The organism is Solwaraspora sp. WMMD791, assembly GCF_029581195.1.
Taxonomy (GTDB): domain Bacteria; phylum Actinomycetota; class Actinomycetes; order Mycobacteriales; family Micromonosporaceae; genus Micromonospora_E.
The window spans coordinates 2,862,629-2,886,444 of record NZ_CP120737.1 but is presented as its reverse complement, the minus strand read 5'-3'; the positions used below and the strand labels follow the sequence as shown (position 1 = coordinate 2,886,444).

Annotated in this window: 17 protein-coding genes; 13 read left to right on the top strand and 4 right to left on the bottom strand. The window is 71.5% G+C overall.

The window, feature by feature from the left end:
- Positions 1 to 21 precede the first annotated feature (21 nt).
- Genes O7623_RS12695 through O7623_RS12685 form a run of 3 tightly spaced genes read right to left on the bottom strand, consistent with a single transcriptional unit; the run spans position 22 to position 5,570 of the window.
- Positions 22 to 3,618 carry a type I polyketide synthase gene (locus O7623_RS12695; RefSeq protein WP_282228822.1) on the bottom strand — a complete coding sequence of 1,199 codons (3,597 nt, stop codon included), beginning with the start codon at positions 3,616 to 3,618 and terminating at the stop codon, positions 22 to 24.
- Between the two features lie 13 nt (positions 3,619 to 3,631).
- Complete coding sequence (locus O7623_RS12690) at positions 3,632 to 4,423, bottom strand: ACP S-malonyltransferase (RefSeq protein ID WP_282228821.1); 792 nt, start codon at positions 4,421 to 4,423, stop codon at positions 3,632 to 3,634.
- Positions 4,413 to 5,570 (bottom strand): hypothetical protein, encoded by a 1,158-nt coding sequence (locus O7623_RS12685; protein ID WP_282228820.1) that lies wholly within the window; start codon positions 5,568 to 5,570, stop codon positions 4,413 to 4,415. The genes O7623_RS12690 and O7623_RS12685 overlap by 11 nt, the downstream gene beginning before the upstream one ends.
- A gap of 498 nt (positions 5,571 to 6,068) precedes the next feature.
- Here O7623_RS12685 and O7623_RS12680 point away from each other — a divergent pair, with 498 nt between their 5' ends.
- The 4 genes from O7623_RS12680 (at position 6,069) to O7623_RS12665 (ending at position 13,040) form a co-directional block, all read left to right on the top strand.
- Positions 6,069 to 7,448 (top strand): aromatic ring-hydroxylating dioxygenase subunit alpha, encoded by a 1,380-nt coding sequence (locus tag O7623_RS12680; protein ID WP_282228819.1) that lies wholly within the window; start codon positions 6,069 to 6,071, stop codon positions 7,446 to 7,448.
- Positions 7,441 to 8,979 carry a glutamine synthetase family protein gene (locus tag O7623_RS12675; RefSeq protein ID WP_282228818.1) on the top strand — a complete coding sequence of 513 codons (1,539 nt, stop codon included), beginning with the start codon at positions 7,441 to 7,443 and terminating at the stop codon, positions 8,977 to 8,979. Before O7623_RS12680 ends, O7623_RS12675 begins: the two co-directional genes overlap by 8 nt.
- A 12-nt stretch (positions 8,980 to 8,991) precedes the next feature.
- The gene (locus tag O7623_RS12670; protein ID WP_282228817.1) at positions 8,992 to 10,446 is read left to right on the top strand and encodes an aldehyde dehydrogenase family protein; all 1,455 of its coding nucleotides are present in this window, start codon (positions 8,992 to 8,994) and stop codon (positions 10,444 to 10,446) included.
- A 71-nt stretch (positions 10,447 to 10,517) separates the two neighbouring features.
- Positions 10,518 to 13,040, top strand: coding sequence for an aminotransferase class V-fold PLP-dependent enzyme (locus O7623_RS12665; protein ID WP_282228816.1), 2,523 nt, complete (start codon positions 10,518 to 10,520; stop codon positions 13,038 to 13,040).
- Here the strand turns inward: O7623_RS12665 and O7623_RS12660 are convergent.
- Complete coding sequence (locus O7623_RS12660) at positions 12,976 to 13,731, bottom strand: GntR family transcriptional regulator (RefSeq protein WP_282228815.1); 756 nt, start codon at positions 13,729 to 13,731, stop codon at positions 12,976 to 12,978. The genes O7623_RS12665 and O7623_RS12660 overlap by 65 nt on opposite strands.
- Positions 13,732 to 14,040: 309 nt before the next feature.
- Here O7623_RS12660 and O7623_RS12655 point away from each other — a divergent pair, with 309 nt between their 5' ends.
- The 9 genes from O7623_RS12655 to O7623_RS12615 all read left to right on the top strand — a co-directional run bounded on the left by O7623_RS12655 (position 14,041) and on the right by O7623_RS12615 (position 23,752).
- Positions 14,041 to 16,017 carry a primary-amine oxidase gene (locus O7623_RS12655; protein ID WP_282228814.1) on the top strand — a complete coding sequence of 659 codons (1,977 nt, stop codon included), beginning with the start codon at positions 14,041 to 14,043 and terminating at the stop codon, positions 16,015 to 16,017.
- Between the two features lie 182 nt (positions 16,018 to 16,199).
- Positions 16,200 to 17,846, top strand: a complete 1,647-nt coding sequence (locus O7623_RS12650; protein ID WP_282228813.1) for an ABC transporter substrate-binding protein — start codon at positions 16,200 to 16,202, stop codon at positions 17,844 to 17,846.
- 30 nt (positions 17,847 to 17,876) lie between these two features.
- Entirely contained in the window at positions 17,877 to 18,746 is an 870-nt protein-coding gene (locus O7623_RS12645; protein WP_282228812.1) for an ABC transporter permease, read from the top strand.
- On the top strand, positions 18,743 to 19,795 hold the full coding sequence (locus tag O7623_RS12640) for an ABC transporter permease (RefSeq protein WP_282228811.1): 1,053 nt from the start codon (positions 18,743 to 18,745) through the stop codon (positions 19,793 to 19,795). The genes O7623_RS12645 and O7623_RS12640 overlap by 4 nt, the downstream gene beginning before the upstream one ends.
- A 7-nt stretch (positions 19,796 to 19,802) precedes the next feature.
- Entirely contained in the window at positions 19,803 to 20,495 is a 693-nt protein-coding gene (locus tag O7623_RS12635; RefSeq protein WP_282228810.1) for an alpha/beta hydrolase, read from the top strand.
- Complete coding sequence (locus tag O7623_RS12630; protein WP_282228809.1) at positions 20,492 to 21,535, top strand: ABC transporter ATP-binding protein; 1,044 nt, start codon at positions 20,492 to 20,494, stop codon at positions 21,533 to 21,535. The genes O7623_RS12635 and O7623_RS12630 overlap by 4 nt, the downstream gene beginning before the upstream one ends.
- Positions 21,532 to 22,539 (top strand): oligopeptide/dipeptide ABC transporter ATP-binding protein, encoded by a 1,008-nt coding sequence (locus O7623_RS12625; RefSeq protein ID WP_282228808.1) that lies wholly within the window; start codon positions 21,532 to 21,534, stop codon positions 22,537 to 22,539. Before O7623_RS12630 ends, O7623_RS12625 begins: the two co-directional genes overlap by 4 nt.
- Positions 22,536 to 23,300 carry an amidohydrolase family protein gene (locus O7623_RS12620; protein ID WP_282228807.1) on the top strand — a complete coding sequence of 255 codons (765 nt, stop codon included), beginning with the start codon at positions 22,536 to 22,538 and terminating at the stop codon, positions 23,298 to 23,300. The genes O7623_RS12625 and O7623_RS12620 overlap by 4 nt, the downstream gene beginning before the upstream one ends.
- Positions 23,297 to 23,752, top strand: a complete 456-nt coding sequence (locus O7623_RS12615; RefSeq protein WP_282228806.1) for a hypothetical protein — start codon at positions 23,297 to 23,299, stop codon at positions 23,750 to 23,752. The genes O7623_RS12620 and O7623_RS12615 overlap by 4 nt, the downstream gene beginning before the upstream one ends.
- The last annotated feature ends 64 nt before the right edge of the window (positions 23,753 to 23,816 follow it).

Here is a 23,816-nt window from a genome sequence, read left to right as displayed (position 1 = left end):
TCCTCAGCTCCCGGGTCGCGATCACATCGAACTCGCCGCGAAGTCCTGCAGGTCCTCGATGTGGTACGCGATCTCGGCGGTGGTCCGGTCCGCGAGCAGGTCCGCGACGTCGTACGACACCCCGTGGTAGACCGCGATGTGGTTGGCCACCGTCGTCGCCATCAGCGAGTCGCCGCCCAGGTCGAAGAAGTCGGCCTGTACGTCGAGCCGGTCGTAGCCGAACGCGAGCGCCAGGCACCTCGCCACGGACAGTTCGACGTCGGTGTACGTCCCGTCGGGCCGGCCGTCGAGCTGTACCGTCACCGCCTCGATCGTCGTACGGATCTTGTCGGTGGCCTTGGCGAGCCGCTCCTCCAACGCCTGCATCTGCTGGTGCACGGTCGCCTCGATGTCGTCGGAGAGCGTGACGTCGTACGAGCGCAGCAGGTGGATGAGCTCGCCGCCGTAGTGGAGTTCGCCGGCGAACAGCCGGGACCGCTGCGAGCGCAGACCCGCGTCGAGCACGGCCAGTCCGACGGCGGTCGGCAGCGCCTTGAACATGGTGTCCCCGTTGGTGCCGTAGTCCACGGCCATGCCGATCTCCTTCCAGGCCACCCAGTCCACCGCGAGCACGTGACAGCGGCCACCCGCCCGCGACCGGGCGAGGTTGTCGAGGTAGTAGTTGGCCGCCGCGTAGTCGGCCTGCCCGGGCGCGGGAAACACCGACGCGACCGACGAGAAGTGGGCGATGAAGTCCGGCGGGTCGCTCCGGGTCGACTCCTCCAGCACGAAGGCGGAGTGCAGTTTGGCGCGTACGACGGCGTCGAACTCGTCGAGCTGGCGGAACATGACGGTGCTGCCGCCGGGGAGCCCGGCCGCGTGCACGATGCCGTCGATCCGGCCGTGGTCGGCGCGCAGCTGCGCCACCGCCTCGGCGAGCGCCTTGCTGTCCCCGGCGTCGACCGCCATCGCGAGCACCCTCGCACCCAGTGACTCGATGTCGCGTACCGTCTGGATCCGGGTCGTCACGGCACGGTCGGCCGCCGCCGCCAGCAGCTCGTCCCACTGCTCGCGTGGCGGTAGCCCGGACCGGCTGAGCAGCACGACCGTGATGTCCGGCTGCGCGGTGGCGAAGTCACGGGCGACGGCGAGGCCGAGGGCACCAGTGCCGCCGGTGATCAGGTACGTGCCGCCGGACCGCAGGTACGGCCGGGGGCCGGGGTCGGCGGTGGTGAGTTCGATGTCGTCGACCTCGACGAAGACCTCCCGCAACCGCTGCTCGCCGCGCAGCACGGACAGCCCGTACCCGTCGCCGAAGATCTCGGCGCGGACCGCGCCGGCCGGTACGGCCATGTCGACGTCGACGTGTTTGATCTGGACGTACGGGTATTCGCGGACGAGGACCTTGCCGAAGCCGACCAGCGCCGCGTTGTCGGTGACCGCCGTGACGTCACCCTCGTCCGCGCTGACGGCGGTGCGGGTGAGCACGATGAGGTCGAGTTTGGCGCCGGCCGCCATCAACGCCTTCGACAGGTGGAACAGCCCGTGCAGGTTCTTTGCGGACCGGCGTTCGACCTCTTCGATGTCGGCCGCCGGCGTCGACTCGAACGCCAGCGCGTACACGAGATGGGTGACCCCGTGTTCGTCGGCGAGCCGGACGAGGTGCTCGTACGAGGCGGGGCTGTCGGCGGCGAACGTCGGACCGTCCGGGGCGACCGGTTCGCCGAGCCGGATGATCCGGCTGTCGTCGGACAACGCGGCGGCCAGCAGCGCCTCGGCGTCGGTCGACGGGTCGACCAGGGCGAGGACCGTGCCGGTGCCGGTGGGGGCCGGCTGCGGCACCGGCACCGGCCGCAGCGCTACGTCGTGGGTGACCGGATGCCGCGTGGTGGCCCGCTCCAGGGACATCGTCTGGCGCCAGTCCTGCGGGAAGTCCAGCCAGGCGGTCGTTTCGTCGAAGACGTAGTGGGGCAGCCGGACGATGCGGTGCGTGCGGCCCGCCGACAGCGTCCGCCAATCGACCGGCTCGCCGCGTAGGTACGCCTGCGCGGTGTCGGCGAGCGCACCGGTGATCGACGGTCGGCGGTCGGCGAGGATCTCGGCGATGCCTCGGCGGATGTCGTCGGCGTCGGTCACGGCCAGCGCGATCCGGTACCGGTGCGCCGACCGCGAGACCTGAGTGGTGTGGCAGACGTCGCCGATGTCGACGCCGACCAGACCGCCGTCGTCGATGAACCGCAGGTAGCTGCGCAGCAGCCCGGTGAGCGAGTGGATCGTGGCCGCGCTGAGCGTGAACAGGTACGGTCCGGCCGGGCCGCGCTCGCGCGGTGGTGCGACGTACTCCTCCACGACGACGTGGGCGTTGGTGCCGCCGAGGCCGAATGCGCTGACGCCGCAGCGCCGGGGGTGCCCGGACGACTCCCAGGGTTGCAGGCTCGTGGGCACGAAGAACGGGCCCGAGGCGAAGTCGAGCTGCGGATTGGGGTTGACGAAGTTGGCCTGCGGCGGCAGTTGCCGGTGCCGCAGCACCGCCACGGCCTTGAGTAGACCGATCACTCCGGAGCCTTCGAACAGGTGCCCCACGTTCGCCTTGACCGTGCCGACGGCGCAGAAGGCGCGGTCGGTGGTGTGTCGGGCGAAGGCCCGCTTCATCCCCTCGTGCTCGATCGGATCACCGACCCGGGTGGCGGTGCCGTGCGCCTCGAAATAGCCGATGGTCCGTGGGTCGATGCCGGCGTTGGCCCAGGCCGCGAGGAGCAGCTCCGCCTGTGCCTGGGCACTCGGGCTGGTGATGCCGTCGGTGTGGCCGTCGTGGTTGACCGCGCTGCCCTTGATGATCCCGTAGATCTCGTCGCCGTCGGCGAGCGCCTGCTCGGTTCGTTTGAGGACGACCGCCCCCGAGCCTTCCCCGAATCCGGTGCCGTCGGCGGCTTCGTCGAAGGTGCGGGTGACGCCGTCGGACGACTCGATGCCGATCGCCGAGTGTGGGTGCTTGACCGGGGCGAAGACGATCCGGGCTCCACCGACCACCGCCATGTCGCAGTCGCCGACCAGCAGGGCGTTCTTCGCCTGGTGCACCGCGACCAGGGTCGCCGAGCAGGCGGTGTCCACGACAAGGCTCGGGCCACGCAGGTCGAGCAGGTGGGACAGCCGGTTGGCGAGCATCGCCGGGATGTTGCCGGTGATCGCCTGCTGGCTCAGGGAGGGCTCGACCCGGGAAATGTAGTCCATGTAGGTCGACCCGGGGTTCGTCGCGAAGCCGACGAACACCCCGGTTCGGCTGCCCCGCAGCCGGTCGGCCGAGTACCCGGCGTCCTCCAGGGCGAGGAACATCGCGCGAAGAACCATGCGGTGGTGCGGGTCGGTCAGCGCAGCCTGCCGTGGTGTCATCCCGAACGCCGCGTAATCGAACGCGTCGACCGCGTCGAGATAGCAGCCGTTGTGGAAGTCGAGGCTGTCGTCGTCCACCGGCTCGACCGTGGTGGCCCGCAGGTAGTGGATGTACTCGCTCAACGTCTCCCGACGGTGCTGCGGAAAAGGCCTGGTCAGGCTCGTACCGGTGCTGACGACCCGCCAGAGGTCGTCCAGACCCTCCACTCCGGGCAGGTTGACCGAGGCGCCGACGATGGCAATGCTCATCCGTTCAATCCCTTCAGCGGATCCGGCTCACCAGCGCACTCAAGGTGCTGCCGTTGACTTCGTCGAACCTGGTGACTCCCAACGCCCGCAGGGTGGTGACCGCCCGTACCCATTGCACGGGGGAGCCGACCTGGCGGGCCAGCAGGTCGGCGCCGACCTGCGGGTCGAAGACCTCGCCGGTGACGCTCGAGACGACCGTTGCGGTCGCGGTGCCGAAGACGCAGTCGGCCAGGACGGCACGCAGTGCCGGCTCCACCGGGGCCATCAGCGGAGTGTGGAACGGTCCGCTGACGTTGATCGGGACGACCCGGGCGCCGGGGAGCGCGCTGATCGCCTTCGCGGCGACGGTCACCTCGGTCCGTTCGCCGGCGATCGTCGTCTGGGTGTCGGCGTTGTAGTTGGCGATGTGCACCCTGGCGAGACCGGTCTCCTGGAGGGTGCGTCGGACGAACGCCGCCGGTACGCCCTGGACCGCCGACATTCCGCCACCGGTGATGCGGGCCATCAACTCGCCGCGATGGGCGACGACTCGTAGCGCGGTCGGGAAGTCGAGCACCCCTGCGGCGACGAGTGCGTTGTACTCGCCGAGGCTGTGCCCGGCGAAGAACCGGTAGCCGTCGGTGTCGTCTGCGATCTGCCGCATCCCCATGAGCGCGTTGACGACGAAGACGGCCGGCTGGGCGTACCGGGTGTCCCGGAGCCTACGATCCGGGTCAGCCGTGCACAGCTCTTCGATCGAGTAACCGAGAATCGCGTCCGTCAGGGCGGTGGTCTCCGGGAACTGGGCGAACAGCTCAGCGCCCATTCCTCGGCGTTGGACGCCCTGGCCGGGAAAGAGTAGACATCGCATGGTGGCCTCCTGGTGCCCGAGACGCGACGGATGGTCGAATCGGTGCGAACTGCACACTTCGGGCGGCTGTGCCCAAGCATTCCTTGGTGAATCGCCGAGCTGCCGCCCCGGGTCCGTAGTCCACGATCCGGTCGATCGCGGCATCGGCGACAGCGTGGCCCGTCACCGCTTCCCAATCGATCGGATGCAGGAAGACCTGCTGGAGAAACTCGTCCACGAAGTCGGATGAGCTCTGCAGGTTGCGGGGCACGTCGGTGGCGTACACCGCCAGCTGAAGTTGCCCCCCGCCGGGAAGCTTGCCGATGAACCGGCGGTCCTGGCCGACCCGGTCCACGGTCGATGCCAGATGTCGGCTGTGGAATGGGATGGTGTTGCTGAGGAACGTCCAGATGGCGCCGGCCCGCTCGAAGGTCGCCGCGTGCTGGAGATAGAATTCAAGGAGTTCGGTGGGCGGGCCGCTCAGGACATGGGAGCGCGGAGAGTTTGCCAAACTCATCGAAAGAGAGCCGCCGTTTCGAGTGAACTCGTCGACCATCTCGGCCAGCTCGTGGCGGGGCAGGCCGGACAGCGCCGCCATGGGCCCGGGGTCCGCGCCCCGGTGGACCATCGCCCGGTATCGGTCGACCGCACTCTTCTCCGGGTTCGCCGTGGCGACCAGCTCCTGGGCTCGGGCCAGGCTGACCGCCATCAACCGTAGAAAGGCGGTCACGGTCTCGATGAAGTCGTCCATCCTGCGCAGTCGCAGGCCGGCGATGACCGCCGCGAGCATGCCGATGCTGTGGCCCAGCGCTGCGACCGCGCCGTCGGCGTGGCGCGCGGTCGGTTGCAGGTGACAGGTCTGGTAGGCGTACACGCACAATCCGGCGGCGACCGAATCCACCGGCGGTTCGCCTTGTCCGGGACGGCGCTGTTCCAGCACGGCACGGAAACTTAGTCGATCGGCGGATGCCGTCGTACCGAGATAATCGGAAACGTTGTCCACGGTATCGAGGAAGCTTTGAAAGAAGGTCGCATTCTCCGGGCTTGCGTACATCCTGCGCAGTTCCGGAACGAGACCCTCATGGGTGCTTCCCAGGCCATCGAAGAGTAGTAGCGTGCGCACAGCCAACCTTTGCTGTCGGGCCGCAGTGACTGACTTGACCTATGCCGGGGATCCATGCTTTTTGAGCTACCCCTGCCCGACCCATGGATCAGGCTAGCAGCGCGCTGTACGGCCGGCAATACCAAAAGATCTACCTCGATGTTCAAGTTTTATCGACGACTGCGGTTCAATGGATCAGAATTGGGTCGGTCCGGCGTCAGGTCGACCTTCTTTTTGTCGCATTTTCCGGGAACTCGGATGGTTCGCGACGGCTCCCCGGCGTGATGCCTGTTTCGGGCCTGTGAACGGACTCCGACCGGCGGGCCGGCCGGAGTCTCAGGCGGTTGCCGAGTGGTCGCACCGCCGCCGGCCGCCTGGTCGTGGTCGACTGGTGGAAGGTCGCGAGGGTGCGTGGTGGGCCCTGGATCGAAGGGATGCTGCACCTTCCGCACTGCCCACATCTGTGCCAGGATTGGATCCAATGCATGTCGGATCGGATGCCTAGCTGGGAGGGGTGCGATGCTGCGCCGCGAGGAGAACGAGCGGATCACCCGCTCCGGGCCGGGCACCCCGCTGGGCCGGCTGATGCGGGCGTACTGGCAGCCGGCGGCCCTGGTCTCCGAGCTGGACCCGCAGCGGCCGGTCAAACCGGTCCGGCTGCTCGGCGAGGACCTGGTGCTGTTCAAGCAGGCCGACGGCGGGTGGGCGCTGGTCGGCCGGTTCTGCGCGCACCGGGGCGTCGACCTGGCGTACGGCCGGCACGAGGACGGCGGGCTGCGCTGCCTCTACCACGGCTGGCTGTACGGGCCGGACGGCCGCTGCCTGGAGCAGCCCGCCGAGCCGCCGCACAGCACGTTCGCCAGCAAGGTCCGCATCCCCAGCTACCCGTGCGTCGAGCGCAACGGCATCGTCTTCGCCTACCTCGGCGAGGGCGACCCGCCGCCGATGCCGCACTACGACTGCTTCCAGGCCCCCGACGAGTACACCTTCGCCTTCAAAGGGCTGTGGGAGTGCAACTGGCTGCAGGGCGTCGAAGGCGGCATCGACCCCAGCCACGTCTCGTTCCTGCACCGGTTCATCAACGAAGATCCGCGCGACGTCTACGGCCAGCAGTTCAGCGAGGAGGTCGCCGGCACCGGGCAGAAGCTGTCCAAGCTGGTCGGCGACGCCTACCGGCCGGACATCGAGGTCGAGCAGGCCGAGCACGGCCTGCGGGTGTACGCGTTGCGTCAGCTCACCGACGAGATCCGGCACGTACGCATCACCAACCTGGTCTTCCCCAACGCGTTCGTGGTGCCCTTCGGCAACAACAAGGTCTTCTGTCAGTGGCACGTGCCGATCGACGACCACCACCACTACTGGTACATGATCTTCTACGACTTCGCCGAGCCGACCGACAAGGAGACGCTGCTCGCCCAGCGGCTCGCCGAGGTCTCGCTGCCGGACTACCGGCCGCTGCGCAACCGGGCCAACAACTGGGGCTTCGACCCGGCCGAGCAGCGTGACCTGACCTACACCGGAATGGGCCTGGACATCAACGTCCACGACCAGTGGGCGGTGGAGAGCATGGGCCCGATCCAGGACCGCACGGTCGAGCGGCTCGGGGTCTCCGACCGGGCGGTCACCGCCAACCGCCGGCTGCTGCTGCGCGCCATCGACGCCTTCGAGGCAGGCAACCCGCTACCGGCCCGCCCCGCCGACGAGTCCGCGGCCGCCGCGTTGACCGGCCCGCTGGCCGTCGACACCATCGCCCCGACCGACGGCTGGGAACAGACCTGGCGCGAGCGGGAGGCGCAGCGCCGGGCCGACTCACCGTGGGCCGCCGGCCGGGCCGAGGTGGCCGGCCCGGCAGGACCGGCCGGTGCGACCGGCGGCACCGGGGCGGTCGCCGATGCGTAGCGTCGACGAACGCGCCGTCGCCGACGGCGGCGACGGGCACCGCGCGTTGCCGATGCTCGCCGCCGACCGGGGCGGCTTCATCGACCGGCACCAGCTCTGGACCGACGCCCAGTACGCCGCCGCCGGCCAACTGCGCCGGGTCGTCGACGAACTGGGCATCGAGCTGATCCGGTTCTCCTTCGCCGACCAGCACGGCGTGCTGCGCGGCAAGACGCTGACCCGGGCGGCGGCCGGCGCGGCCCTGCGCTCCGGGGTGACCGTCCCGTCGTCGCTGCTGCTCAAGGATCCGTCCGGGGCGTCGGTGTTCCCGGTCTTCGCCGCCGACCCGCAGGTCGGCGTGCCCGGCTTCGCCGGCGCCGGTGACCTCGTGCTGGTGCCGGACCCGACCACCTTCCGGGTGCTGCCGTGGGCCGAGCGGACCGGCTGGGTGCTGTGCGACCTGCGGCTGCCGGACGGCTCGCCGGTGCCGCTGTGTACCCGCAGCCTGTTGCGCGGCCAACTCGACCGGCTCGCCGCCGCCGGGTACGCGATGACCGTCGGCGTGGAGCTGGAGTTTCACGTCTTCGCCGCCGACCCCGACCAGCCCGGGTCCGGTCGACTGGGTGCCGACCAGGTGGGCCGCCCCGGCGCGCCCGGCCGGCCCAGCGTGGTGCGGCCGGTCAGCCGGGGCGCGCAACTGCTGCACGAGGACGGCCTGGACCGCGCCGACGACCTCGTCCAGCTGCTGCACCACGGGCTGACCCGGCTCGACCTGCCGCTGCGGTCACTGGAGTTGGAGTTCGGGCCGAGCCAGTTCGAGATCACCCTCACCGCCGGGGACGCGGCGGACGCCGCCGACCAGGTGCTGCTGGCCCGCTCGGCGATCCGCCAGCTGTGTCGTCGGCACGGCTACCACGCCACGTTCATGTCCCGGCCGGCCGGTGCCGAGACCGCCTCCACCGGCTGGCACCTGCACCAGTCGCTGCGGGCGGTCGACTCCGGCGCGGCGGCGTTCGACCCGACCGCGCCGGGCGAGGCGCTCTCCCCGGTCGCCGGGCACTACCTGGCCGGGCTGCTGGAGCACGCCGGGGCGGCCGCCGCGTTCGCCACCCCGACGGTCAACGGCTACAAGCGCTACCTGCCGTTCTCGCTCGCCCCGGACCGGGTGGTGTGGGGGATCGACAACAAGGGCGCCATGGTGCGGGCCGTCGGTGCCGGCTCCGACACCGGCGTACGGCTGGAGAACCGCTGCGGTGAGCCGGCCGCCAACCCGTACCTCTATGTCGCCTCGCAGCTGATCAGCGGTCTGGACGGGATCGAGCGACGACTCGCCCCACCGCCGGCGGTGGAGGATCCGTACGCGGCCGACGCGCCCCGGCTGCCGGCCTCGCTGGCCGAGGCGTTGACCGCGTTGGCGGCCGATCCGGCGTTCGCCGCCGCCCTCGGTGACCCGGTGGTCTCCTGGTACCTGACGCTCAAGCGCCGTGAGTTCGCCCGTTACCTCGCGTACGTCTCCGACTGGGAGCAGCGCGAGTACTTCGACCTGATCTAGAAGGAGCCGTCGATGCCGTCACCCGTCGCCCCGCTGGCCGAGCTGGAGCCGTTCCACGTCGACGGCGAGTGGATCGCGCCGGGGGAGCGCACCCTGATCGAGGTGCGGGACCCGTCGGACGGCGCGGTGATCAGCCGGGTCGCCCAGGCCACCGCCGCCGACGTGGACGCCGCCGTGGCCGCCGCCACCCGGGCGTACGCCGACCGGCGGTGGAGCGGGCTGGCCCCGCTGGAGCGCACCCGGGTGCTGCACCGGCTCGCCGACCTGATCGAGGCGCATCTCGAAGAGCTGGCGGTGCTGGAGACCCGGGACAACGGCAAGCCGATCGAGCGGTCCCGGGCGGACACCGGCGCGGCGGCCCGCGCCTTCCGGCACTTCGCCGGGGCCACCAGCCGGCTGACCGGCACCGTCGTGCCGATCGACGGCGGTGCCCACCACGTCTACACGGTGCTGGAGCCGGTCGGGGTGGCGGCGCTGATCCTGCCGTGGAACTTCCCGATCATGACCGGCAGCTTCAAGATCGCTCCGGCGTTGGCCGCCGGCTGCCCGGTGGTGGTCAAGCCGGCCGAGCAGACCCCGCTGACCATGTTGCGGCTGGCCGCGCTGGCCGCCGAGGCCGGCGTACCGCCCGGGGTGTTCAACGTGCTGACCGGCGACGGCGAGGTCGGTGCCGCGCTGGTGGCCCACCCCGGCGTGGCGAAGGTGTCGTTCACCGGCTCGACCGAGGTGGGCCGGGTGGTGATGGCCGGAGCGGCACCGACGATGAAGCGGCTCACCTTGGAGTTGGGCGGCAAGAGCCCGAACATCGTCTTCGCCGACGCCGATCTGGACGCGGCGGTGCTGACCGCGATGCGGGCGTCGTTCGGCCACTCCGGGCAGATGTGCACCGCCGGCAGCCGGCTGCTGGTGCAGCGCTCCATCCTGGACGAGATGACCGAGCGGCTGGCCGAGGCGACCCGCCGGGTGCCGGTCGGCAACGGTCTCGACGGCGGGGTGACCGTTGGCCCGCTGGTCTCCGAGGAGCAGCGGCAGCAGGTGCTGTCGTACATCGAGACCGGCATCCGGGAGGGTGCCACGGTCGCCGTCGGTGGCGGGGTGCCGGACCGGCCGGGCTACTTCGTCGAGCCGACCCTGTTCACCGGGGTCCGCAACGACATGGTCATCGCCCGGGAGGAGATCTTCGGGCCGGTGACCGGGGTGATCGCCTTCGACGACGAGGACGAGGCGGTGGCGATCGGCAACGACACGGCGTACGGGCTGGCCGCCGGGGTGTGGACCCGGGATCTGTCCCGCGCCCACCGGATGGCCGCCGCGCTGCGGGTCGGCACGGTCTGGGTGAACACGTACAACATCTTCGACCCGGCGCTGTCCTTCGGCGGGGTCGGTGACTCCGGTCTGGGCCGGGACCTGGGCGACGACGCCCTGTACTCGTACTGCGAACGCAAGGGCGTCGTGGTCGCGCTCTGACCGGCGGTGCCGGCACCGGTCAACCGCTACGGCCGGTACGGGCACCGCCCTGGACACTGATGGGATCCACTTTGACAGACACCGCATCCCAGATCGGCGTTCGTTCCGCCCTGGACGTCGCCGCCCTGCGCGCCGCCACCCCCGGCGCGGCCCTGGCCCACCACCTCAACTCCGCCGGTGCCGCCCTGCCCAGCCTCACCGTGCTCGACACGGTCATCGCCCACCTGCGGCTGGAGTCCCGCCTCGGCGGCTACGAGGCCGCCGAGGCCGCCGCCGAGCGGACCGCCCAGGTGTACCAGCTCGTCGGTGACCTCATCGGTGCCTCCGCCGCCGACATCGCCCTGGTGGAGAGCGCCACCGTCGCCTGGCACCGGGCGATCGACGCGCTACGGCTGCAGGCCGGGGACCGGATCCTCGCCTCGGCGTCCAGCTACGTCAGCTCGGCGCTGCATCTGCTCGAACTGCGCCGTACCCGGGGCATCGTCGTCGAGGTCCTGCCCACCGACGACTCCGGCGGTGTCGACCTGCACCAGCTGGAGCAGGCGCTGCGCCGACCGGCGGCGCTGGTCACGGTGGCCCACGTACCGACCTCGTCGGCGTTGATCGAGCCCGTCGCACAGGTCGGCGCCCTGTCCGCCGCCGCGGGGGTGCCGCTGCTGGTCGACGCGACCCAGTCGGTGGGTCAGCTGCCGGTCGACGTACGGGCGATGCGGGCCGACATCGTGGTCGCCACCGGCCGCAAGTTCCTGCGGGGTCCGCGCGGCACCGGGCTGCTCTACCTCGACCCGGCGTTGCACGAGCGGGCCCGCCCACTGACCCCGGACGTGCGGGGTGCCCGGTGGACCAGCGACGAGGAGTACGACCTGCTGCCCGGCGCGCGACGCTACGAGACCTGGGAAGCGTCGCACGCGTTGCGACTCGGTCTGGGTGCCGCCCTCACCGAGGCGCTCGCCCTCGGCGTCGACGCGATCTCCACGTACGTCAGCGGTTTGGCTGCCCGGTTGCGCGCCGGCCTGGCCGGACTCGCCGGGGTACGGGTGGTCGACCCGCCGGCGGCCGGCGGCGGCATCGTCACGTTCGTCCGCGACGGCGAGGAACCGGCGCGGACGGTCCGTACCCTGCGGGCCGCCGGCCTGCACCTGGTCGCCGTGCCGGCCAGCCACGGGCAGTGGGACCTGGGTCGACGCGGCCTGCCGGCCGTGGTCCGCGCCTCGGTGCACGTCTACAACGACGACCGCGACGTCGACGCGCTGCTCGCCCAGCTGGCCCGACCGGTCCCGCCCGCCACCGGGCAGGCGACGCCGCCCGAACCGGCGCCGCCGCCGGTCGTCGCTGCGCCCACCGGCGCCGGCGCCCTCGCTACCGGTGCCGCCCCCGCCCTGGTCACCGGTACCGACCGGCGCGCCGACGTGGTGGTGGTCGGCGCCGGCATCCACGGCCGCAGCGCGGCCTGGTCGCTGGCCGCCCGGGGGGCCCGGGTGGTGCAGCTCGACCGGCACCCGGCCGACCACACCGACGGCTCCTCGCACGGGCAGACCCGGATGATCCGGCGCGCCTACCCGTCGCCGGTCTGGGACGACCTGGTGCAGCGGGCGTACACCGGCTGGCACGAGCTGGAACAGGCCGCCGGTCGCCGGCTGATCACCACCGTCGGTGGGCTCTACGCCCGGCCGGCCCGGTCCAGCGGCACCCTGCGGGGCCCGGGGTGCACGCTGGTCGACGCCAACCAGGCCGCCGGAATCCTGCCCGGCCTGGTCCTCGGTACCGACATGGTCGCCGTCCACGACCCGGCGGCGGGTGTCATCGACGCGGCGGCGTCGATGACGGCGCTGGCCGCGCTCGGTGCCGCCGCCGGGGTGGACCGCCGCGACGGCTGCGCCGTCACCGGCTGGAGCCCCGACGGTGCCGGGGTCCGGGTGTGCACCGACGACGGCGACCTGCTCGCCGACCGGCTGGTGATCTGCGCCGGCCCGTGGACCACCGATCTGGTGCCGGATCTCGCCGACCAACTCTCCGTCGTGCGAATCGTCAACATCCACATCGGCTCGTCGACCCCGGCGCTGCTGGCCCCGCCGGCGCTCGGCCCCTTCTCGGTGGAGGTCCCCGGCGTCGGGCTGCTCTACGGCATCCCGGCGTTCGGCCCGGACACGGTCAAGGTCGGCTTCGACCACGGGCCCGTCGACGACCTTGACCGGCCGCCCGGCCCGGTCACCGCCGCCGAACGCGACGCGCTGCTCACCGTCGCGCGCCGGTTCCTGCCGGCCGCCGACGGCCCGGTCACCGCCGAGGTGGCCTGCCGCTACACGATGGCCCCGGGCAACCGGTTCGCGGTCGGGGCGCTGCCGGCGCATCCGCAGGTCCTGCTGGCGGCGGCCTGCTCCGGACACGGGTTCAAGTTCGGCCCGGCGATCGGTACGGCCCTGGCCGACCTGGTCACCGGTGTGCCCCGGCCGGATCTGGACTTCCTCGCCCCGGCGGCGATGGGCGTGGCCGGGATCGTGCCCGGCGACCCGCACCGCCCCGGCCCGGTCACCCCCGGAACACCGTCGCCGACCGCCGCTCGTACCAGCGAGCCAACTGCTCACCGGCGCTGATCACATGGGCCTGCATCTCGCGTCGGGCGCGGTCACCGTCCTCTTCGGTCAGCGCCGCGATGATCCGCTCGTGCTCGTGGAAGTTGTCGTCGCGGTGCCGGGGGTTGTCCTGCAGCACCAGCGCGGAGACGTTACGCGGGAACGCCTCGTTGATCTCCTTGATCACCCGGGCCAGCCAGTCGTTGCCGGCCACCTGGTGGATCAGGGTGTGGAACCGGTCGTTCGCGGCGTTGGTCGACGTCGCCAGGGCCACCCGGGCGCGGGCGACCCCCGGGTCGTCCTCGACGCGCCGTTGCGGGATGTTGCCCCGGGCCGCCTGCTCGGTGCGACGCAGCAGCGAGTTGGCCGCCCGCAGCTCGTCGAGGACGTCGTCGGTGATCCGGCTGACCGCCCGCTCGCAGGCCAGCGCCTCGAGCTCGGCGCGGACCTCGTAGGCCTCGCGGACCTCCCAGGGCGCCGGCACCCGCACCACCGCACCCCGGTGCGGCACCACCTCGATCAGCCCACCGGTCTGCAGCTGTCGCAGCGCCTCGCGGACCGGGGTGCGGCTGACGCCGAGCAGCTTGGCCAGCTCCGCCTGACGCAGCTGGGCACCGATCGGGATCTCGCCAGACATGATCTTTGCGCGGATGGCGGCGGCGGTGGCGTCGACGAGGGCACTGCTGGTCGTTTCCGTCGAGCTGACTGGCATGCCCGGTGCCCCTGTCTGATCGGTGTACGGCGCAGCCGGCCGCGCGTCAGGCCGGCTGCCATCGCCTCCACAGTGGTGCGATGTGGGTGTCACGATAGCAAGCCCGCCCGGAGAGCTGCGGGTCCCGTACATTTGCCTTTGGATCCCGGTTTTGGATCCAAACATCCTGCGGTAGTATCCGAGACTACCTTGGCCAGGGAGTTTTCCGGAAGCACCGGCCCGCCGCAGCCGCACCGACACCGACGCAGACCGACCCCAGGCGAGCCGGACCGCACCGGGACGACTCCCGCGACGGCGACAGGAGCAACCGTGAGTGCCTGCCACCCCACCCCGGACGCACGGACCCACCGCAGCCACCCGCTCGACCCGCCGAGCCCGGCGGAGATCGCCCGTGCCGTGGCCGCCGCCCGGGCCGACGGTCGGCTCGGCGAGCGGACCCGCTTCTGGGGCGCCACGCTGGACGAAGCCCACGCTCGTGCCGTCGTCGCCGGTGCCGCCGCTGCCGGCGAGGTCCGCATCGGCCTGGTGGCCATGGACCACGCCGCCGGCACCGCCTGGGAGATCGACGTCGCGCTGACCGCAGGCGCGGACGGCACCGCCGACCGCTGCCTCGACTGGCGTCCGCTCGATCCACGCCGGCCGGGCATCACCTCCGAGGAGGCCCGGGCCGCCGCCCAGGCCTGCCGGCAGAGCCCGCTGTTCCGCGAGGTGCTCGCCAAGCGGGGCATCCACGACGTCTCCCTGGTGATGGTCGACGCCGAGTCGATGGGCGGCTTCGAGCCGAAGCGCTACGCCGACCGCCGGCTGACCTGGGGCACCGTCTGGCACCGGGTCGACGAGGGGGACAACGGCTACGTCCGCCCGGTGCAGGGCGTGGTGCCGATCATCGACATGGCCACCATGGAGGTGCTGGAGGTCGAGGACCACGGGGTGGTCCCGATCTCCGACGAGGCCGGCCCGCTGGAGGCGGCGGCCTGGCCGACCCGACCCGGCCTCAAGCCGCTGGACGTGGTGCAGCCCGACGGGCCCAGCTTCACCGTCGACGGCTGGCAGGTCTCCTGGCAGGGCTGGCGGCTGCGGGTCGGGTTCACCCACCGGGAGGGCCTGGTCCTGCACGACCTGGAGTTCCAGGGGCGACCGGTGGTCAAGCGGGCCGCCTGCAACGAAATGTACGTGCCGTACCTGGACCCCAACTCCACCCAGTACCGCAAGAACTTCTTCGACTGGGGCGAGTACGGTGCCGGACCGCTGACCAACTCGCTGGCCCTGGGCTGCGACTGCCTCGGCGTCATCTACTACTTCGACACCGCCTACCTCGGCGGCGACGGCGACCCGGTGACCATCCCGAACGCGATCTGCATGCACGAGGAGGACCACAGCATCCTCTGGAAGCACAACGACCTGCGCCGTGGGGTCAGCCAGGTGCGTCGCTCCCGGCGACTGGTGATCTCCAACTTCCAGACGGTGGCCAACTACGACTACGGCTTCTACTGGTCGCTGTACCAGGACGGCCGTATCGAGCTGGAGGTCAAGCTCACCGGGATGCTCTCCGCCTCCGGCATTCACGACGGCGACGAGGTGCGCTACGGCCGGGTCGTCGCGCCGAACGTGCAGACCCCCACCCACCAGCACTACTTCGGGCTGCGCCTGGACATGGCGGTGGACGGCCCGCACAACCGCCTCGTCGAGGAGCACGCCGAGGGCGAGACCGATCCGGCGCTCGACCCGTACGGCAACGCGGTGCGCAACGTGCGGACCCCGCTGCTGCGCGAGTCGCAGGCCGCGCGGCGCACCGACCCGGCGACCGCCCGGCGCTGGCGGGTGGAGAGCACCACCCGGACCAACCGGTACGGCGAACCGACCGCCTACCGGCTGCTGCTGCCGAACACCACCCGGTCGTTCGCCCGGCCCGATTCGGTGATGGCCCGCCGAGCGCCCTTCATCCACCAGCATCTGTGGGCCACGCCGTACGACCCGAGCGAGCAGTTCCTCGGCGGCCAGTACCCGAACCACGCCGAGCCCGGCTCCGACGGGGTCCAGGTCTGGCAGCGTCAGGACCGGTCGATCGACGGCACCGAGCTGGTGCTGTGGCCGGTGCTCGGCACGCATCACTTCCCCCGCCCGGAGCAGTGGCCGGTGATGCCGGTGGACGCCATCCACATGATCCTGGAGCCGGACGGCTTCTTCGACCGCAATCCGGCGATGGACGTGCCGGATCCGGCGGCGGCGCGGGGCACCGCGGACGCCTGCTGTGCGACCGACTCTGACGTGGTGCCGGCCGACTGACGGCCGGTACGCCGGCCGAGGCGCCGGCCACGGGGACCTGTCCACATTGGCCCGAACGTACTGACATCAGACGTTCACAATCGCGATACGGGCCCGAATTGGGTACCGCAGATCATGGTTTTGGATCCAATCCTGATGAAATTTAATCCATCTTCGTCCCATACCCTGCCGAGGAGCGCACCATGTCGGACGATTCCCGCAATCTCCCGCAGAACCTGATATCTCGTCGCGCGATGCTGCGCGGCGCCGGCCTGCTCGGCCTCGGTTTCGGCGCCAGCAGCCTGCTCGCCGCCTGTGGCGTCGCGTCCGACGGCAACGACGACGGCGACGACAGCGGCACCACCGGCGGCACCCTGACCCTCGGGATCGACGCCACCAGCGCCGTCTTCGATCCCGCGTTCTACACCTCGCTCGGTGACTGGATGGCCGTCGACTGCATCTGCCGTGGGCTGACCTTCATCTCGTTCGAGACCAACGAGCCGCAGGCCGATCTCGCCGAGAGCTGGGAGATCTCCGACGACGGGCTTACCTACACGTTCAAGCTGCGCGAGGGCGTCACCTTCCACGACGGCACCACCTTCACCTCCGCCGACGTGCTGGCCAGCCTCGGCCGGCAGTTCAACGAGGACGACCCGACCCTGCCCGAGGGGTCGTCGCGGCCGCTGCGCAGCCTCGGAGCCAACGTCGCGTCGCTCGACGCCCCGGACGACTACACCGTCGTCATGGTGCTCGCCAGCCCCGACGCCACGGTGCTCAACCGGCTGTCCGACATCGGCGGCCGGATCATCTCCTCCGCCGCCCTCGACGAGTACGGCGCCGACATCGGCAAGAACCTGGTCGGCACCGGGCCGTTCAAGTTCTCCTCCGCCACTGCCGGTCAGCAGGTGGTGCTGACCGCGTTCGACGACTACCGCAGCGGCCGCCCCAAGATCGACCGGCTGGTCATGCAGCAGGTGCAGGACCCGTCGACGATCGTCAGCTCGCTGCTCAGCGGTGACCTGTCGGCCACCCAGTTCACTCCGTACTCGGCCGTCGAGCAGCTCAAGGCCGACGACGCGGTGACCTTCCACGAGACGCCGTACAGCTTCGACGCGATGATGATGATCGACGCACGGCGGATCCCGGAGCTGGAGGTGCGCCAGGCGATCAACCTGGCGATCGACCGGGAAGCGATCATCGCCCAGGCGTTCTTCGGCATCGCCGCGCTGCCCGACGGTTTCGCCATCCCACCGTCGCAGCAGGGCTACGACCCCAGCCTGGCCGACCTGAGCCGGTTCGACCCCGACGAGGCCCGCCGGCTCATCGAAGCCGCCGGTGCCACCGGCCGGCAGGTCGCCTTGATGGCCGCCAGCGACTCGTGGCACCCGCGTGCCGCCCAGATCGTCGCCCAGAACCTCACCGACATCGGGCTGACCGTGGTCACCGACTCGGTCGACCCGGCCACCTACTTCAGCCGGCTGCTCGACCCGGACGACCCGTTCCACGAGCTGATGATCTGGGAACGCAACTCCTACATCCCGGATCCGGACAACATGATCGGCGCGATGGCCCTGCCGTCCGGTGTCTACGGCGACTTCACCTCCGGACTGAACACGCTGCCCGGCGCGGAAGCGTTCGCCACCGACCTGGCCGCGGCGAAGAACCTGCCCAACGGCGCCGAACGCACCGCCGCGTACAGCGACATCCAGCGGCGCTTCGCCGAGCAGTACATGGTGCTGTCGATGCTCTGCTACTCGGCCAACCCGGTGGTCACCGGTGCCAACGTCGAAGGCGCCAACGTCGACGCGTTGGGCAACCACCGCTGTTTCATGGAGAACGCCAGTGTGTGAGGCCACCCCCTCAGCCCGTCCGGGGGACCAGTGACGGTCGCAGGGGCGCGGCCGGTCGGGCGATGGAGAGCCGGCTACGCCCGGCGCTCCATCGCCCGGTCCTGGCTGGCCGCCGTCTCCTGGCTGGTCCTGATCGGGTTCATCCTGATCGCCCTGGTCGGCCCGCTGCTCGTCGGCGCCGACCCGGAACGCCAGACCAACGTGACGCTGGCCGGGATCGGCGCGGCCGGGCATCCGCTCGGCACCGACGACCTCGGCCGCGACTTCCTCGCCCGGCTGGTGTACGGCGCCCGACCCCTGCTCCTGGTCGCGTTCCTCGCCACCGGCCTCGCCGCGGCGATCGGCGTCACCGTCGGGATGCTCGCCGGCTACCTCGGCGGTTGGGGCGAGCAACTGTTGATGCGGCTGACCGACATCGGGCTCGCCTTCCCCTCGATGCTGCTGATCATCCTGGTTGTCGCGGCCAGCGGCCCCGGCGTGACCAGCCTGGTGACCGGCGTCGGGATCGCCCTGTCGCCCGGCCTGGCCCGGCTGGCCCGGGCGCTGACCGCCCGCGAGGCAGCCCGGGACTACGTGCTCGCCGCCCGCCTCGGCGGCACCCGGTCGCCCCGGATCATCGTGCAGGAGATCCTGCCGAACATCGCCGGCCCGATGCTCGCCCAGGTGGTGATGACCCTCTCGGTCGCCGCCGGGTTCGCCGCCGGCCTGTCCTACCTGGGGTTGGGCATCCAGCCGCCCACCCCGGACTGGGGCTACATGGTGCAGGCCGGGCAGGAGTTCATCTACTCGGCGCCCCGGCTGGTGGTGCTGCCCGCCGCGCTGACGCTGATCTTCGTGGTCGCCGGCAACTTCGTCGGCGACGACCTGCGTGACGCGCTGGACCCGAGGAGCCGCCGATGATCCGGCTGCTGCGCGGCAGGTCACTGCCGATGCTGACGGTACGCCGGCTGGCCAGCGTGCCGCTGGTGCTGTTCGTCCTCGCCTCCCTGGTGTTCCTGGCCATCCGCCGGCTGCCCGGCTCGCCGTCGTCGACTCTCGCGGCCAGCGGCACCCAGGGGCTGAGCGCCGAGCAGATCTCCGCCAACGAGGCCCGGATCAACGAGGCACTCGGCCTGGACCGGCCGGTCTGGGAGCAGTACCTCACCTACCTCGGTGACCTGGCCCGGCTGGACCTCGGCCGGTCGTTCTACGGCGGCAACGACGTACTGGCCCTGCTCGGCGGGGCGCTGCCGGCGACCATCGAGTTGACCGTCGCCGCGATGCTGATCGCCGTGGCGCTCGGCGTGGTCACCGGGGTGATCGCCGCGTTGCGCAAGGACACCTGGGTGGACACCACCACCAGGTCCATCGCCACCGTCAGCTTCTCGCTGCCGTGGTTCGCCCTCGGCGTACTCAGCATCGTGATCTTCGGGGTGTGGCTGCGCTGGCTGCCGGTCATCGGTCGGCTGCCCAGCCAGCTCGACTACCGGCCCACCACCAACTTCGTGCTGCTCGACGCGATCCTGCAGGACCGGCCGGAGCTGGTCTGGCCCTGGCTGCAGTACCTGATCCTGCCGGCCACCACCCTGGCGCTGGCGATGGCCGGGTTCATCACCCGGATCGTGCGGGCCTCGGTACTGGAGGTGCTCAGCGACGACTTCGTCCGGACCGCCCGGATGAAGGGCCTGCGGGAGCGGACCATCCTGCGCCGGCACGTGCTGCGCAACGCCGGGCTGCCCATCGTCACCGTGCTCGGCCTGCAGTTCGGCTCGCTGCTCGGCGGCTCGGTGATCACCGAGACCGTCTTCTCCTATCCCGGCGTCGGCAACCTGCTGGTCAGCTCGGTGCTGCAACGCGACTACCCGGTCGTCCAAGGGGCCGCGTTGGCGATCGCGCTGCTCTTCGTGCTGGTCAACGCCGCGGTCGACCTGTTCTACCTGGTCCTCGATCCCCGCCTGCGGAAAGGATGAGTCCACCATGGATATCGTGCTGGTGCACGGTGCCGGCGGCACTCCGAGCACCTGGTCCGGCGTCGCACCGCTGCTGCGCGCCGCCGGCCACCGGGTGCAACTGGTCACCAATCCGATGAACTCGCTGCGGGAGGACGTGGCCAACACCGCCGCCCTTCTCGACGCCACCACCGGGCCGGTGCTGCTGGTCGGCCACTCCTACGGCGGCGCGGTGATCACCAACGTCGGCCGGGACGAGCGGGTCGCCGGGCTCGTCTACGTCTGCGCGTTCGCCCCCGACGAGGGCGAGTCGATCCAGGACATCATCGGCCGGTATCCGCCGGCCGAGGTCAGCCGGCACATGCGGCGTGGGCCCGACGGCGAATGGTTCTCCGACCACAGCCCCGAGTACTGGGCCGAGATCGGCTGGGACGTGCCCGAGGACGAACGGGCCAGCTTCGACGCCGACTCGCGACCCAGCGCCGACGCCATCTTCGCCGAGCCCACCGGGGTCCCCGCCTGGCGCCATCTGCCTGCCTGGTACCTGGTCGCCGCCCAGGACAAGACGCTGCGGCCGGACACCCAACGGGACATGGCGGCCCGCGCCGGCGCCACCGTCGCCGAGATCACCGGCAGCCACTTCACCCCCCGGGTGTGGCCCCGCGACGTGGCCGACCTGGTGGAGCGGGCCGCCGCCAGCCTCGCCGGAGCGCCCCGGTGACCTCCGCCCCGGCGGCCCCGGCACCGCCCGTGCTGTCCGTACGCGGGCTACGGGTCGAGTTCGACGTGCCCGCCGGACGGCTGCCCGCCGTCGCCGGCGTCGACCTCGACCTGTACGCCGGGGAGATCCTCGCCCTGGTCGGCGAGTCCGGTTCCGGCAAGTCCGCCCTGGCGATGAGCCTGGTGGGGCTCAACCGGGCACCGGGCACCCACATCAGCGGCGAGGTCGACTTCAACGGGTGCAACCTCGCCACTGCCAGCGAGGCCACCCTGCGTCAGGTCCGGGGCCGGGACGTCTCGGTGGTGTTCCAGGACGCCCTCGCCGCGCTCAACCCGCTGCAACGCGCCGGTGCCCAGGTCGCCGAGATGATCCGCACCCACCAGCGGGTCAGTCGGGCGCAGGCCTGGCGGCGGGCCGAGGAGCTGCTCGCCGACGTCGGCATCGCCAACCCGGCCCGCAACGCCCGCGCCTACCCGCACCAGCTCTCCGGCGGGATGCGGCAACGCGTGATGATCGCCATCGGGCTGGCCAACGACCCGACCGTGCTCATCGCCGACGAGCCGACCACCGCCCTGGACGTGACCATCCAGGCGCAGGTGCTGGCCACCCTCAAACGGCTGCAGGCCGAGCACGGCACCTCGATCGTGCTGATCACCCACGACCTCGGGGTGGTCGCCGAGGTGGCCGACCGGGTCGCCGTCATGTACGGCGGCCGTATCGTCGAGCAGGGCACCCGCGACCAGGTGCTGTACCAGCCGCAACACCCGTACACGATGGGTCTGCTGGACTCGGTGCCCCGGGTCGACGGGCCGGTCGCCGACCAGTTGCCGGCCATCCCCGGCAGCCCGCTCACCGGCGTCACCCGCCCGCCCGGCTGCGGCTTCGCCCCGCGCTGCGCGTTTCACCACGATGGCTGCGACACCTCACCACCCGAGCTGACCCGCCGGTACGGCGACGCCGGCCACCTCGACGCCTGCCTGCTCGACGCGGCGGCCCGCCACGCCGCCCGTACCCCCGCACGAGTCGGAGGTCACCCGTGACCGGTGTACCGCTGATCCAGCTGACCGGCCTTCGGGTGGAGTACCCCGGGCGCGGCGGCGACCCGGTCCGCGCCGTGCGTGACGTCGACCTGGAGATCCGGTCGGGGGAGACCCTCGGCCTGGTCGGTGAGTCCGGCTGCGGCAAGTCCACCCTCGGCCGGGCCATCCTGCGGATCACCGAACCCACCGCCGGCAGCATCCGACTGCTCGGCAAGGAGATCACCGGTCTGCGGGGGACCGTGTTCCGGCAGACCCGCGCCGACCTGCAGATGGTGTTCCAGGACCCGTTCAGCTCGCTCAACCCCCGGCGACGGATCGCCGACAGCGTCGCCGAGCCGCTGCTGCGCGGCCGGGGCATGAGCCGGGCGCAGGCCCGCCGTACCGTCGACGACCTGCTCGACCTCGTCGGGCTGGGCCGCGACGCCGGCCGGCGCCGGCCCCACGAGTTCTCCGGCGGGCAGCGGCAACGGATCGGCATCGCCCGGGCACTCGCGCCGTCCCCCCGGTTCATCGTCGCCGACGAGCCGGTCTCCGCCCTCGACGTCTCCATCCAGGCCCAGGTGGTCAACCTACTCGCCGATCTCACCCGGCAGCGCGGTCTGACCATGCTGTTCATCTCGCACGACCTGGGCGTGGTACGGCACATCGCCGACCGGATCGCCGTGATGTACCTCGGCCAGATCATCGAGATCGCCGACCGTGACGCGTTCTTCGCCGGCCCGGCGCACCCGTACAGCGAGGCGCTGCTGTCGGCCGTACCGACGCTGGACCGCGCCGGCGGCCGGGAGCGGATCGTGCTCGCCGGCGAGCTGCCCGATCCGGCGCACCCGCCGGCCGGCTGCCTGTTCCACACCAGATGCCGGTACGCCGTCGACCGCTGCCGCAGCGAACCCCCCGCGTTGCGGCCCATCGCCGCGGACCGCACGGTCCGCTGCCACCTGCCCCTGGTGCCGGCCGACATCCCGGCACCATCGACCGTCACCACCGGAGGCGCACCACGATGATCATCGACGCGTACAACACCACCCAGGACGTCCGGGGCAGGTCCGACTACCTCACCGGTGCCCGTCCCGGCCAGGCACCGCCGCCGTACACACCGTTCGACCCGCGACGCATCCTGGACCGGATGGACGCCGCCGGGGTGGACATGGCGATGGTCTGCTCGCTGGCCCAGCGGATCGAGAACGACTTCATCATCGGCCTGACCAAGGCACATCCCGACCGGCTGTTCGGGTTCGGGCAGGTCCGCCCGGCCGACGACGACGCACTCGACGAGATCGCCCGGATCGCCGACGCCGGCCTCAAGGGCCTCAAACTGCATCCGAGCATGCACGGCTACCACGTCGCCGACCACGGTCTGCTCGACCCGGTCTTCGCCGCCTGCGCCGAACACGGTCTGATGGTGCTGATCAACGCGCTCGACGACGCGTTCTGCGCCCCCCTGGCGATCGAGGAGATCGCCAAGGGCCACCCGCAGGTGCCGACGATCATCGCCCACATGGGCGCGGTGTGGAACGTCCCGGAGGCGATCATCGTCGCCGAACGCAACCCGCACATCTACCTGGAGACCTCGGCGACGCTGATCAGCGACGTCCGGCGGGCCTATGCCCGGCTCGGCCCGACGCAGATCCTGCTCGGCAGCGAGTGGCCCGGCTCCGACTTCGACCTGGAACGCATGAAGATCGCCAAGGCGATCCCGAGCGCGGCCGACCGGGCCCTGGTCGAGGGCGGCAACATGGCGAAACTGCTCGGGATCTCCACATGATCGCCACCGACGTCACGCCGGTGCCGCCGCCGGCCGACATGGCCCCTGGCGACGTCGAACTGCTCGACGTCGCCCAGCGACTGCTGTCGAAGGTCTGGGTCGCCGGCCGGCACGAGGTCGCCACCGCGCTGCGCACCCCCGACGGTGCCATCCACACCGGCGTCCACCTGGAAGGGTCGTGCCGGCGCAGCTCCATCTGCGCCGAGGGGGTCGCCCTCGGGGCGGCCCGTGGCGCGCTGGCACCGGACGCGCCGCTCACCGTCGACAGCGTCGTCTCCGTCCAGATCAAACCCGCCGGGCGGTTCCGGATCATCGCCCCGTGCGGCGTGTGCCGGGAGCTGATCAGCGACTACAGCCCGCAGACCCGCGTCTGGATCACCACCGTCGACGGTGCCGTCACCGCCATGGCGGCCATCGACCTGCTCCCGGAGAAGTCCCGCCGCGCCTGGTGAGGCGAACTGACCGGCGCCGACCCGACGCGGCTCGGTCCGATCCGGCCGTCGGGCCCCCGCGCCG

Bases quoted from the DNA above. Each gene is read 5' to 3' on its own strand.
- O7623_RS12695 (WP_282228822.1), bottom strand. From the start codon at position 3,618: ATGAGCATTGCCATCGTCGGCGCCTCGGTCAACCTGCCCGGAGTGGAG.
- O7623_RS12690 (WP_282228821.1), bottom strand. From the start codon at position 4,423: ATGGGCGCTGAGCTGTTCGCCCAGTTCCCGGAGACCACCGCCCTGACG.
- O7623_RS12680 (WP_282228819.1), top strand. From the start codon at position 6,069: ATGCTGCGCCGCGAGGAGAACGAGCGGATCACCCGCTCCGGGCCGGGC.
- O7623_RS12675 (WP_282228818.1), top strand. From the start codon at position 7,441: ATGCGTAGCGTCGACGAACGCGCCGTCGCCGACGGCGGCGACGGGCAC.
- O7623_RS12670 (WP_282228817.1), top strand. From the start codon at position 8,992: ATGCCGTCACCCGTCGCCCCGCTGGCCGAGCTGGAGCCGTTCCACGTC.
- O7623_RS12660 (WP_282228815.1), bottom strand. From the start codon at position 13,731: ATGCCAGTCAGCTCGACGGAAACGACCAGCAGTGCCCTCGTCGACGCC.
- O7623_RS12650 (WP_282228813.1), top strand. From the start codon at position 16,200: ATGTCGGACGATTCCCGCAATCTCCCGCAGAACCTGATATCTCGTCGC.
- O7623_RS12640 (WP_282228811.1), top strand. From the start codon at position 18,743: ATGATCCGGCTGCTGCGCGGCAGGTCACTGCCGATGCTGACGGTACGC.
- O7623_RS12635 (WP_282228810.1), top strand. From the start codon at position 19,803: ATGGATATCGTGCTGGTGCACGGTGCCGGCGGCACTCCGAGCACCTGG.
- O7623_RS12620 (WP_282228807.1), top strand. From the start codon at position 22,536: ATGATCATCGACGCGTACAACACCACCCAGGACGTCCGGGGCAGGTCC.
- O7623_RS12615 (WP_282228806.1), top strand. From the start codon at position 23,297: ATGATCGCCACCGACGTCACGCCGGTGCCGCCGCCGGCCGACATGGCC.